This window comes from Rhodoferax sp. (assembly GCF_044236835.1).
GTDB lineage: Bacteria > Pseudomonadota > Gammaproteobacteria > Burkholderiales > Burkholderiaceae_C > Allorhodoferax.
Map to the genome: position 1 here is coordinate 1 of NZ_JBIIGC010000019.1, position 11,489 is coordinate 11,489.

Here is an 11,489-nt window from a genome sequence, read left to right on the forward strand (position 1 = left end):
CAATCATGTCCATGGTGATCACCTCTTACATCCCCGCTGAAAGTTTCAGCAGAGCAGTGGAACACCCCTGTCAATTTTCAATCGGCACTTGCCCTTTCAGACTGTCAATTTTCGGTCGGCGGCAACATCCACCATATTGAAGTGGACACCATGCTCCCAACTATTGCAGCCAGAGACAAGATGGGTTCACCGCGCGCTTACGAATCAGCACTGATTCGGACTCAAAAAATTTCACTTGTTCAACGGTCTTGAACCTGGCCAACACCCGCTCAAGACTTTGCACCTGTTGCTCCAAAGTCAGGATAGCAGCAGTTGACTCTTCGACAAGAGCGGCGTTTTGCTGCGTGGATACATCCATGTGCGAAACTGCACGAGTAATTTCAGAGACACCGCGCGCTTGCTCGTGGGAAGAAATCTTAATCTCGTCAATAATCTCACCTACCCGACGCGCGGAGGTGACTATGCTCTGCATGGTGTACCCCGCACTCTGAACTAAGTTAGATCCCAGCTCGACATGGGCAACCGAAGTCTTGATGAGTGTGGAAATTTCTTTAGCGGCCTTCGCCGAACGTCCAGCCAGGCCGCGTACTTCAGAGGCTACGACGGCAAATCCACGCCCTTGCTCTCCCGCTCGTGCAGCTTCTACAGCGGCGTTGAGCGCAAGAATATTTGTCTGGAAAGCGATGCCATCAATAACGTTAATAATTTCCGAAATTTTCTTGCTGGAGTGATCAATATCGGACATGGTTGCCTTCACACCCCTCATTACCTCCCCACCCTTTTCAGCAACCACTGAAGCTATAGAAGCCACGCTACTTGCTTCACTTGCGTTTTCTGCATTACGCGCAGTGTCGTCATTAATCTGCAGCACGCTAGCAGCAGTTTGAGATAGTGACGAGGCCTGGTCTTCGGTGCGTTTGGAAAGGTCCAGATTGCCCGCAGAAATCTCGCGTACTGCGACGCCAATGGAGTCCGCTGCCCCTCTTATGCTTTCCACTATCTGGTGCAAATTAGTTTGCATGTAATTTAGCGCTTGCATGAGGCGCCCAATTTCATCGTTAGTAACTATGGGAACCCTATTGGTCAGATCACCAGCTGCGATCCGTTCCGTCATACGCATTGCTAACTTTAAAGGATGAGTTACACCCACGGTAATCCTCCAAGCAATCACTGCCCCGATGACTATCGCGGTCAAAACCAGGCTCCCCAGCAGCATTGACATCATGCTGAAAAGTGTTTTAGCCTCACGGTTCGCTGCTTGTGTTTGGGCAAACTGAAATGCAATTAGCTTGTCGGTAAACTTGCGTAAATCTTCTTCCGCTGGGCGCACACGGTCCATTAGTGTAAGCACTGCGGCCACGGTATCACCATCACTGGCCTGCTTTAATGCATCCTTGATCTCGGGTATCACCTTCTTCGTCTGTTCAGAAATTTGACGAAATAGGACTTGCTCATCGTTGCTAGCGTTTACTTCTCCAAGCAGTATGTTCAATGCTGATTCGCGATTAATGATATCTGCAACAGCATTTGCTGCGGCATTGATTTCCATTTTCAACTGAATCGGATCAAGTTCTGTGAACAAAACTACAGATCGGCTGTGGATAGTCGCGCGATTAATGCTTTCCACAAACGCGTTGGTCGCTTCCGTTTTGCGGTTAGTGATGTTCACGATGTTTTCCAAAGAATTACTGACCTTTTGCATAGAGTAGAACCCCGTCAGCGCAACGCAAACCAACAAAAACAAAACGGAGGAAAAACCAAGAGTCAACTTGTTAGCTATTGACGACGTGTAATAGGCCATAGGAATAACCCATTACTCAGTGCTTGAAAGTTTTCTTCAGAAATTCTTTAACGCGAGGATGACGATCCTCAGTGTTGCCGAAAAACTCCTCCTTAGAACAGTCCTCCAAGATGCACCCCCCCACGTCGATGAAGATCACTCGGTTTGCCACCTCGCGTGCAAAACCCATTTCGTGTGTAACAACCATCATCGTCATGCCTTCCTTTGCTAACGTAACAATGACGTCGAGCACCTCACCGACCATTTCCGGATCCAATGCAGAAGTAGGTTCATCAAAAAGCATGACGATGGGATCCATACTTAGTGCACGGGCAATTGCAACTCGTTGTTGTTGGCCACCAGAAAGCTGGCCTGGGAATTTGTCCTTGTGAGCCCTAAGGCCTACACGGTCGAGCATTTTTAGTCCGCGAACTAAAGCATCCTGCTGATTGCGTCCGAGCACTTTGACTTGAGCAATCGTAAGATTCTCAGCAACACTCAAATGTGGGAAGAGTTCAAAATGCTGGAATACCATGCCAACCCGCGAACGCAATTTGGACAAGTTTGTTTTTGGATGGTGAAGGCCGATGCCATCAACAAAAATCTCACCCTTTTGAAAGGACTCCAAGGCATTTACGGTCTTGATGAGCGTGGATTTGCCTGAGCCCGATGGCCCGCAAACCACCACAACATCGCCCTTGTTGATCGTCACACTGGAGTTATTGAGTACCTGTGTGGGACCATACCATTTCGACAAATTTTTGATTTCAATCACGATATAACCTACTTAACGAATGATTTGAATTTTTTGCTGCAGATGCCGCACGGCATAAGACAAACCCATACAAAGTACAAAATAGACACCTGCTGCCAGCAAATAGGCTTCTACTGGTCTCCCCAGGTTCTTGCCAGCGGTCTCAAAACCCTTGAGCATGTCATATGCCCCAATGGCATAAACTAAGGAAGTGTCTTGGAATAAAATAATGGTTTGGGTCAGTAAGACTGGCAACATATTGCGAAACGCTTGCGGCAAGATCACAAGCTGCATGTTTTGACCATAGGACATACCCAGCGCGTAGCCAGCGTTAACTTGCCCTTTAGGTATCGACTGAATACCAGCTCTTAGAATTTCAGAAAAGTATGCAGCTTCAAATGCGATGAAAGTAATTACTGCTGATGTCTCTGCGCCTAACGGGCGACCTATCGCAAAGGGAACTAGCAAAAAGAACCACAGAAGCACCATTACCAATGGAATTGAGCGCATGGTGTTTACATAGGCGGCTGCTGGTATATCCAGCGCGGGCCTGCCAGACAGGCGCATTAATGCGAGTAGTGTGCCTAAAGCAATCCCACCTAAAGTGGCCACTATAGTGAGCCAAACACTAAAGATGAAGCCCTTAGTCACAAAGGGGCCAATCACTTCCCATCTGAAAAACGTGAGGTCTAAATTACCCATTTCAGTGACCTCCGCCGATTCCACCAGCAGCCACAAATCCGGGAACTCTGGAGCGTTTCTCGACAAAGGAAGTTATGCGGTTCACTAGCAAGGCGGACGCAACATACAAGAGTGTCACTGACAAGTACATCTCCACGGGCAAAGAAGTTTCTTCCCCGGACTGCCGAGCAAAAAATGTAAGCTCTGTAACTGAGACAGCAAATGCAACCGATGAGTTTTTGAAAATGTTCATAGACTCGCTGGTAAGTGGCGGTATGACAATGCGAAGCGCCATTGGCAGCAACACATAACGATACGTTTGTGCAGTTGTGAAACCCATGGCCATTCCCGCATATTGCTGTCCTTTAGGGATCGCCTGTATGCCGGACCGCACCTGTTCAGCTACTCGCGCAGAAGTAAATAATCCCAGTGCGACGATGACCAACAACGAAGCTGGTATTTTTTGCAGCGCCGGGAACATGGTTGGCAATACGAAATACCAGATAAAGATCTGCACCAGTAGAGGTATGTTTCGAAAGAGTTCGACCCATGCGTTGCCTAGCCGTACTGCCCATGGGTTACTTGGCAAAGTACGCAATGTACCTATAACCAAACCTGCTGTCAGAGCAATAATCAGTGCACTCAGTGAGACTGTTAGCGTCCAACCCCATGCAGACAGTATCCAATCTAGATAAGTCTGATCATGGCCCTTTCCGAAGCAACCCGCCGATAATTCGCCGGTAGTTGTCTCCCTACAAAAAACTTGCCAGTCCAACGCCATCCGGCACTCCTTTATGTGGTGTTAACAGCTTAAGACGAGGTCTTATCTTCTGGCGTATTCTTCAGCAGGCTTGTCATTAGGCGTGGCCCATGCTGCCTTAGTACTTTCGCTGGCTGGAAGACCCACGCGTATACCCTTGGGTGGAATTGGTTGCATAAACCATTTGTCATATAGCTTGCCTAGTTCTCCAGACTTAGCTAGGCCGATTACGGTGTCATCAGCTAGCTTTTTAAAATCTATATCGTCCTTTCTAATCATTATTGCTAGCGGTTCAACGGATAGATTTACATTGAGGATTTTGTAGTCCTTGGGGCTCTTGGATAATGCAATATTGCTTGAGAGAACTTGACTATCGGCCACAAGAGCGTCAGCACGACCAGAGTCCAATAGCAGGAAGCTTTCAGCGTGATCTTTACCAAAGACTTCTTTGAAGTCGATATCAGTTGATCGCTCAAGCTTGCGCAGCATTTGTACCTCAGTTGAGCCGCTAGTGCTAGCCACAGTTCGACCATTCAGTTGGTTTATGCTATCAATGCCAGAATTAGTTTTCACGGCAACTCGGGTCTCTTGTACGTATGTTGTGACAAGAAAAGATACGTCTCTTTGTCGCGTAGCGTTATTCGTCGTCGATCCACATTCGATGTCTACTGTCCCGTTTTTAAGCAAGGGAATACGATTCTGAGAAGTTACAAGTTGATACTGCAGCTCAATTTTCCTGCCCACGATTTTTTCAAGATTAGTGATAATCCGTTGACATAATTCAACATGAAATCCGGCATATCTTCCGTCTCCTATGGCGTAAGACAGGGAACCAGAGGAATCACGCACTCCCATCGTGATGAATCCGGTATTTTTAACCTTGGCTAGGGTGTCATCTGCTGTCGCATGCCCATTTAAAGATAGCAGCGTAATAATTAAAAGTAGATATTTCATTTGGAATTTTCCTTTACATTGTTGACTACGACTTCTACGTTCTATTTCGATTTAATTTAATTCAAGATAGTGCAATGGCTTCGATCTCTACAGATAATCCAAAATGCAAGGTACTAACACCTGCTACTGCTCGAGCGGGCTTATGGACACCTATCCATTCGGAGTAGATGCGGTTGAATGTTGGCCAGTCCTTGATGTCGGTCACGTAAACCCTGACCTGTAGTAGACGGTCTTTTGTCACGCCTGCTAATGTCAAACAGCCTTCTAAATTATTCAGCACTTGAACAGTCTGATCAGCGAATGATCGATTCACCAAAGGAGTCCCGTCCTGCTGAACCGGAAGTTGTCCAGATATATAAATATTTCCACCGGCAACACAAACGTGGGAATAGTGGCCCGCAGGCTTTGCTATTTCCTCATTATTCATGCACCGGATCAATGGATTTGTGAGTGAATTTGAATTCATATAAGCGTTAAATCGTATTACCTTTGAAAATATACAGGATGGGGTCTAAGTTATCAAAAGAAATAAATTGGATTTTTTCATAAAATTTTTTTAACCAAGACCGCATTCAGAAATTTCACCTTCAGAGTCGCGGTTTCGGTCCCGGAACCTTCGTAAGAAGATTCTCATACATGAAATTCTTATCCAAAATTTTCCTTTCGTGCTTCTGCTACCACGGCCATGGGATACTCGTACCTATGCCCATCAAAGTTGCTTTGTTATATATGAGCCTTGCAACCGTGAGATCCTGTAGGGCGAGTCCAGTCATGTCAAAAATCGTTATTTCTCTTTCCCGACGTTCAAAATTCACTTTATTGTTCAGAAGATTGCCAAGTTCCTCGCAGACAGTATCAGGAGTCCATTGCAGTTCGCCGAGTTGTTGAGCTTGATGTTTGTCGTCTACAAAAAGTCGGGCAAAGGATAGAAGTCCAGAAGGCAGTTCGCGTTTTCCTTTGGTGTCTGCCCCTACACAATTCAGATGCGTACCCGCGCTTATATCGCTGATTTCAAACAGAGGTCCTGCTCCAGGTGTAGCTGTGATAACTATGTCTGCTCCGGATGTTGCAGCAGTTACATCACTTGCACACTTTATGTTGCACCTATTGTCGAATAGACCCTCAAACTCAGGGTTTCTTTGTTTATCTCCTGAAACATATTGAACGTTTCGTATACTGGAGAAGGTGTCTAGTGCAAACTCTAATTGCGAACGCGCTTGTACTCCAGTGCCGAAAATTGTCAGGTTCGCGCTTTCTTTTCTAGCCAGGTACTTCAGACCGAGTGCTCCAGCAGCCCCTGTACGTAATGTAGTGATTGCATTTGCATCCATCACGCAGAGCGGTCGGCCAGTGACGGGATCAATTAGTAATATTGTTCCCTGATGGGGCTCTGATCCATATTCTCGATTGTTTGGCCAATAGCCTGCTGCCTTAAACCCAAGCAAACCTTCAGATTGCACATCTCCGGCCTTCACGCCAAAAACACCACCAGTTGATAACTGCTCACGAATTACTGGGAATACCCGGCCCTTACCTTGTCCGTGTAACTCGAATGCTTCGCGTACTGCAGCCACAACATCTCTTGGAACGATAAGAGTAGCTACATCGTCCCTATTGATTAAAAGTAGGCGAGAATTATTTGACATAGTTGGATACGCGTTGATTACCAACCGCTAAAGCGGCTCCACGTAGCCAATAAATTGCCGTCAATAGGTAAAACCTGATATGCCGCGTGCTGGGCACCCGTGGCGCATGCGTGGTTCGGAACAACCCTAATCTGACTACCAATTGGAAAGCGCTGTTCGATATCTACCGAGGTATCTCCCCTCCACGTAAGTACACCATGTTCTTGGTTCGCTTCATTGAAAACCAAACTCTCTATCGGACTTCCAGCAATGTCGCAAACCAGTCCATAGCCATAGTCGTGCGGTTGTTTTTGGGTTCCTCTATCGCGACTCATCGCCATCCAGCCACCATCGGTGATGATCCAGCCCGCTTGGGGACGATGCCCTATCACCGTACATAGAACTGAAAGTGCGATGTCTTCCTTCTTGCAGATACCAATTTCGGCCATCACCAAATCAAAGAAGACATAGACACCTGCACGCACCTCCGTAACACCATCCAGAGACCGTGCACTCAATGCAGTGGGCGTCGATCCCACACTAACGACGTCACACAAGTAGCCAGCAGACCGCAGGCGATGCGCTGCCCGCACGCATCCAACCCTCTCTTGCTCAGCCATGGCTACAAGGTCTTCCTCCGAATGCAGAGCATATGAGCTTCCCGCATGCGTCATAACACCGCGCAGTTGCGCCCCGTATCGACCATCCACGCGCAGTGCATTGGCCACGTCCAGCAGTAATGGCGCCTCGGGTGCTATTCCAGAGCGGTGGTTGTCTGTGTCCACTTCGATTAGTACGTCAAATTGCTGTCGTTGGTCGATTCCAAATTGAGTGAGCTCCTTCGCTGCTGCAACTGATTCGACTAACAGCGTAAGCTTTAGTCCCGACTGAATTAACTTGAGCGCGTGTCCAAATTTGGCGGGAGCTATTGCCACAGCATAAAGAATGTCCTCTATCCCGGCTGCATGAAAGCGTTCTGCTTCCTTGAGAGTAGAAACCGTTATGCCTTTCGCACCTGCAGCTATCTGTCGCCGAACGACTTCAGGACATTTACTGGTTTTCGCATGTGGTCGGAACTTGACACCAAAAAGGTCCATGCGTTTCTGCATACGTTGGATGTTTCTGTACATCCGCTTCTCGTCGAGAAGGAGCGCCGGAGTTTCGAGCTGAGAGAGCATGTCGGTAATTGGCATGTTGTCGTGGAAAGCAAAGTTGGGGCGGTGTGCACAGGCGTTTTCCGTATGTGCGATCGTGTCCTTCGCGAGAAACATGTGACCGACACAATTTCTTCACAAAGAACGGTTAGAATTTAGCTAAATTCAGTTGAACTGTGTTTAACCTAAACTTAATAAAACGTTAACTTAAATTTAATGCTGGATTTCGAAGATTTGCAGTTAATTCGTGCCCTGAATCAGAACGGGTCGCTAGCTGCAGCTGCTCGTGCCTTAAACATCACGCCACCTGCGGTTTCTTTGCGACTCAAGCGTATGGAAAACAGCCTAGGGGTGCGACTTGTTTTACGTACTGCACGTGCATCGTCATTTACCGATGAAGGCCTTAGGTTGCGGGACGAGGCAGTCGCTTTGTTGGACAGACTGGAGTCAGTGTCGGAAGTCGTTACAGACTCTGCAGCTGCATTGGCAGGACACCTGCGAATCGGTGCGCCTTTCGGATTTGGACGCCACCATGTGGCACCTCTTATTAGCAGTTTTTGCAGCAAATATCCCGAGATAATTGCGAACCTCACATTATCTGAAAAACCTTTGGCCGAGACCACTGGGGTGGATCTAGTGTTCCACATTGGGGAGATCAAAGACTCATCTTTAATACGTCATGTACTCGCGCCGAACGAAAGGTTTGTTTGCGCCAGTCCGGAATATTTGCACCTTCACGGCGTTCCTCAACATCCATCTGAACTATCCAATAGGAAGTGCTTATGTTTGCGTGAGAACAACGAAAGCGTTGCGCTTTGGCGCTTTTTTTCTGCTCACGTGAACCGAGTGCGACCCAATGCTCGGCAGTCCATGCAAGTCAAGGTCACGCCATTCATGTCGTCCAATAACGGCGAAGTCATTAGCCAATGGACCCAAGAAGGAATGGGATTGATGGTGCGCTCTGAATGGGAGGCCGCGCCGCTGATCCGACAGGGACTCTTGGTGCGTGTTCTTGCCGATTGGCACCTCGAAGAAGCGCCCGTGCTCGCCTTGGTTCCCAGTCGATCTGGCACTTCTGCACGCATACATCGATTTTTGGAACACGCTAAACAAGCACTAAAGTCAGTGCCTTGGCGAAAATGATTTATTGATCTGACGTTAAATGATTGCGCCCGAGAATTTTCTCTAGCGTGCGCAATTTACTACCGGCCTTAAGAATAGCCAGTGCTTTTCCGGCAATCTCGGCAATGCTGGCTTACGATTTTCTACATGCCCGACCTTCACTTTGCCTGACTCTGTGCGGGTGCAACCTCATTAACGGCAGATCGCCAGCCTCCGGCAACACTTTGCCAGCTCCAAAAAGCTCGCTTTTAAGCCATATATATGCGTTTGCAGACCGCCGCTAACAAGGGGCAACGGCCACACAGAATCACCGCTGGCAGCAGCGGTTAATCGTGCTAAAAACTCGGATTACAACCGACTTCCAAAGCTGGTATCACCGCAGGGTAGCGGCCAATTTTTCTCCCCATGATTCCAAATACGGTCCCAAGTCGGATGCGCAATTTGGCTTATCGATACAGCTGCATGTCCGGTGATACCAATGGGCTTTGCAGGCTGCGGGTGATGAAGTTGCTGCTCTAGCCATGCGGACAGCAATGATTTCTGCGGGTGGGGATCGTATGCACCCAACGGAAATGACCGCAATGGCTCAGCCTTCGCAGCATTAAACCAACCTAGCAAGTTGACCTGAAACACGCTTAATCGCTCGCCGCCGAGTGAAGTCAACTTTTCCGACCACCACGATTGCTGCCATCCAGCATCGGCGTTGTGCAGCCGCTGAATGTCCCGCTGAAACTCGGACCATGCGTATGTTTGACCAATGGATTCCATTGCTCGCTTACGAAGATCGAAGTCATTAATCTGGAACTCACTCAATGCCTTGCGAAGATGGAACTCTGCTTGCACCTCGGCAAGCGCAGCACCGGATAGTGCGCTGGCGGCCACAGCATGCCCCGCATCCAAGACGGTTTTGCCCAACACACTGGCAACCAGTTTCTCAAAATGCCCTCTGCGTCTTGTCGCCGTTGTTGGCAAACCAGGCCGTAGCCTTTGCCAATATGTCGCGCTCCATCTGGACTTGGCGCAGCTTGCGACGCAGCTCTACGAGTTCTTGGCGTTCGCTGGTGCTCAGAGCACCGGGTTGGGCTGGCGCAGTGCCACTGGCATCATCGGCCATGCGCACCCAGTTCAGGATGCTGGTGGCGTGGCAGCCAAACTCTTTGGCCAGTTCGCCAGGCCTCCTGCCTGCGCGCACCAGATCGACCATCTGCTCACGAAATTGTGCCGGGTACGGCGCCTTGGGATTGGGCATCTTGGACTCCTTCTGCAAGAACAATAAGGTGTCCGCGAAATGGGGGCAACTTCACTTCTCTTCATGGTTACGTGTTCAGCCCGGACCGGCATTGGCATTTCTCGCGGATTGCGCTGCAGAACCGACTCGGCAGGGGGAGATTGTCGGACTTACGAGTTACTGGTCAAAAAACAGGGAGAGCCCACTGTCGGGTATGGACGCGAACAGCGAAGAGCTGGCCACCCACCTCTCAAACCTCTATGAAGTCATTTCGCTGGCCGCGCCCCCAGCGACGGACCCATATCGCACGGGGGTTTTCCGGCCCAATGCTAGGGACGACGCGAGCCATTTTCGGAGAGCCGTTTTAGGCAAGATTGAGGCGCTTGGCGGCCACTCTGCTTACGTGGCGGCCAGGCGACTGGCTTTGAAGTTCAAGAGTGAAGCGCCAATGGCGGACATGCTCGATGCGATGGCAATTCGGATCGCCGAACGCGCTGCGCTCCCGCCCCCTTGGACGACAGCGCAGTTCGTTGACTTTTCTCGTGAAGCAATGGCGGTGCCTGTCGAAGACGAGCAATCCCTCTGGCGACGGGTCAGGCGCGATACAAAGTCGGCCATCGAAAACATTCAGTCGGGGCGCTTTCACATTGGTAACTTGTTGAAGAAGGGAGAGGAGCGGGATATGCAGTTATGGCTTACCCGCGAACTGGAGTTGCTGTCTCAGCAGGCCTACTCTGTCCACCGCGAAAGCGAACTGGCGGACAGGACGATGCCAGACATTCGCGCCGAGACTCCACGCCATATGGTGACGCTGGAACTCAAGGTAGCAGACAAGCGCTCAGCCACCTCTCTGCTCTCCGATCTTGAGCGGCAACTGACAGGTGACTATCTGCACGACAAGAAGTCGAATCACGGCATATTTGTGGTCATGCTTAAAGAGCCAAGGGGTGGCTTTTCTTTTCTGAAGAAATCACTGTCATTTGCGGAGTTACGGAAGGTTTTGAACCATCGAGCCGATGAACTCACGAAGGAATCCTTAGGCAAGAAGCATGTAGAGGTGATAGCTTTTGAGTGTCCAAGCGGATACAGCCCTCGAAATCAGAGAATGTCTGATCACGCAAGAAGAGTTGCCCCGTAGGTAGTCATGCCTCGAGGGCGGTGTCCTTCTGGTTGACTTTCAACCATTGGTACAACTGCTGACTTCAAAGCTGAATACAGGATTTGGTTGATTTACGACAAGGGTGCAGCCGTCCAACGAGCACTGCGGCGCCCACGCTGACCTGCAGCAAAAAACCCCGGCCTGGGTACTGGGCATAGTGCAACCCCATGTCGCCCGCGCATTCCCCAGTGTCGTAATACCGACACCCCGCCGGGAGTGAGTCTCGACAATTCGGGGATCTGCATGCTTTGCACACCCCTACGCCGAGGCGC

12 protein-coding genes are annotated in these 11,489 nt (G+C 49.4%); 2 read left to right on the forward strand and 10 right to left on the reverse strand.

Annotated features, from left to right (window positions below):
• Positions 1-160 precede the first annotated feature (160 nt).
• From ACILRC_RS12530 to ACILRC_RS12565, 8 genes are all read right to left on the reverse strand, one after another.
• On the reverse strand, positions 161-1,801 hold the full coding sequence (locus tag ACILRC_RS12530) for a methyl-accepting chemotaxis protein (RefSeq protein WP_395669709.1): 1,641 nt from the start codon (positions 1,799-1,801) through the stop codon (positions 161-163).
• A gap of 16 nt (positions 1,802-1,817) precedes the next feature.
• Positions 1,818-2,555 carry an amino acid ABC transporter ATP-binding protein gene (locus ACILRC_RS12535; protein WP_395669710.1) on the reverse strand — a complete coding sequence of 246 codons (738 nt, stop codon included), beginning with the start codon at positions 2,553-2,555 and terminating at the stop codon, positions 1,818-1,820.
• A gap of 12 nt (positions 2,556-2,567) precedes the next feature.
• Positions 2,568-3,236: an amino acid ABC transporter permease gene (locus ACILRC_RS12540; protein WP_395669711.1), complete on the reverse strand. Its 669-nt coding sequence runs from the start codon at positions 3,234-3,236 to the stop codon at positions 2,568-2,570.
• 1 nt (position 3,237) lies between these two features.
• Positions 3,238-3,996 (reverse strand): amino acid ABC transporter permease, encoded by a 759-nt coding sequence (locus ACILRC_RS12545; protein ID WP_395669712.1) that lies wholly within the window; start codon positions 3,994-3,996, stop codon positions 3,238-3,240.
• 42 nt (positions 3,997-4,038) lie between these two features.
• Positions 4,039-4,929 (reverse strand): amino acid ABC transporter substrate-binding protein, encoded by an 891-nt coding sequence (locus tag ACILRC_RS12550; RefSeq protein ID WP_395669713.1) that lies wholly within the window; start codon positions 4,927-4,929, stop codon positions 4,039-4,041.
• A 61-nt stretch (positions 4,930-4,990) separates the two neighbouring features.
• Positions 4,991-5,356 carry a RidA family protein gene (locus tag ACILRC_RS12555; RefSeq protein ID WP_395669714.1) on the reverse strand — a complete coding sequence of 122 codons (366 nt, stop codon included), beginning with the start codon at positions 5,354-5,356 and terminating at the stop codon, positions 4,991-4,993.
• Between the two features lie 247 nt (positions 5,357-5,603).
• Positions 5,604-6,575 carry an ornithine cyclodeaminase family protein gene (locus ACILRC_RS12560; RefSeq protein ID WP_395669715.1) on the reverse strand — a complete coding sequence of 324 codons (972 nt, stop codon included), beginning with the start codon at positions 6,573-6,575 and terminating at the stop codon, positions 5,604-5,606.
• A 17-nt stretch (positions 6,576-6,592) separates the two neighbouring features.
• Positions 6,593-7,732: an alanine racemase gene (locus ACILRC_RS12565; protein WP_395669768.1), complete on the reverse strand. Its 1,140-nt coding sequence runs from the start codon at positions 7,730-7,732 to the stop codon at positions 6,593-6,595.
• 192 nt (positions 7,733-7,924) lie between these two features.
• On the opposite strand from ACILRC_RS12565, the gene ACILRC_RS12570 reads away from it, so the two are divergent.
• Entirely contained in the window at positions 7,925-8,851 is a 927-nt protein-coding gene (locus ACILRC_RS12570; protein ID WP_395669716.1) for a LysR family transcriptional regulator, read from the forward strand.
• 327 nt (positions 8,852-9,178) lie between these two features.
• On the opposite strand, the gene ACILRC_RS12575 is transcribed toward ACILRC_RS12570, so the two are convergent.
• Both ACILRC_RS12575 and ACILRC_RS12580 read right to left on the reverse strand, forming a co-directional pair.
• Positions 9,179-9,748: a hypothetical protein gene (locus ACILRC_RS12575; protein WP_395669717.1), complete on the reverse strand. Its 570-nt coding sequence runs from the start codon at positions 9,746-9,748 to the stop codon at positions 9,179-9,181.
• Between the two features lie 16 nt (positions 9,749-9,764).
• The gene (locus ACILRC_RS12580; RefSeq protein ID WP_395669718.1) at positions 9,765-10,079 is read right to left on the reverse strand and encodes a transposase; all 315 of its coding nucleotides are present in this window, start codon (positions 10,077-10,079) and stop codon (positions 9,765-9,767) included.
• A gap of 193 nt (positions 10,080-10,272) precedes the next feature.
• Here ACILRC_RS12580 and ACILRC_RS12585 point away from each other — a divergent pair, with 193 nt between their 5' ends.
• A complete protein-coding gene (locus ACILRC_RS12585) occupies positions 10,273-11,196 on the forward strand; it encodes a hypothetical protein (RefSeq protein WP_395669719.1) in 924 nt (307 codons plus the stop codon).
• The last annotated feature ends 293 nt before the right edge of the window (positions 11,197-11,489 follow it).

Excerpts from the sequence above, each read along its gene's own strand:
- ACILRC_RS12555 (WP_395669714.1), bottom strand. The coding sequence starts at position 5,356 with ATGAATAATGAGGAAATAGCAAAGCCTGCGGGCCACTATTCCCACGTT.
- ACILRC_RS12570 (WP_395669716.1), top strand. The coding sequence starts at position 7,925 with ATGCTGGATTTCGAAGATTTGCAGTTAATTCGTGCCCTGAATCAGAAC.
- ACILRC_RS12585 (WP_395669719.1), top strand. The coding sequence starts at position 10,273 with ATGGACGCGAACAGCGAAGAGCTGGCCACCCACCTCTCAAACCTCTAT.
- ACILRC_RS12530 (WP_395669709.1), bottom strand. The coding sequence starts at position 1,801 with ATGGCCTATTACACGTCGTCAATAGCTAACAAGTTGACTCTTGGTTTT.
- ACILRC_RS12560 (WP_395669715.1), bottom strand. The coding sequence starts at position 6,575 with ATGTCAAATAATTCTCGCCTACTTTTAATCAATAGGGACGATGTAGCT.
- ACILRC_RS12565 (WP_395669768.1), bottom strand. The coding sequence starts at position 7,732 with ATGCTCTCTCAGCTCGAAACTCCGGCGCTCCTTCTCGACGAGAAGCGG.
- ACILRC_RS12580 (WP_395669718.1), bottom strand. The coding sequence starts at position 10,079 with ATGCCCAATCCCAAGGCGCCGTACCCGGCACAATTTCGTGAGCAGATG.
- ACILRC_RS12545 (WP_395669712.1), bottom strand. The coding sequence starts at position 3,996 with ATGGCGTTGGACTGGCAAGTTTTTTGTAGGGAGACAACTACCGGCGAA.
- ACILRC_RS12540 (WP_395669711.1), bottom strand. The coding sequence starts at position 3,236 with ATGGGTAATTTAGACCTCACGTTTTTCAGATGGGAAGTGATTGGCCCC.
- ACILRC_RS12550 (WP_395669713.1), bottom strand. The coding sequence starts at position 4,929 with ATGAAATATCTACTTTTAATTATTACGCTGCTATCTTTAAATGGGCAT.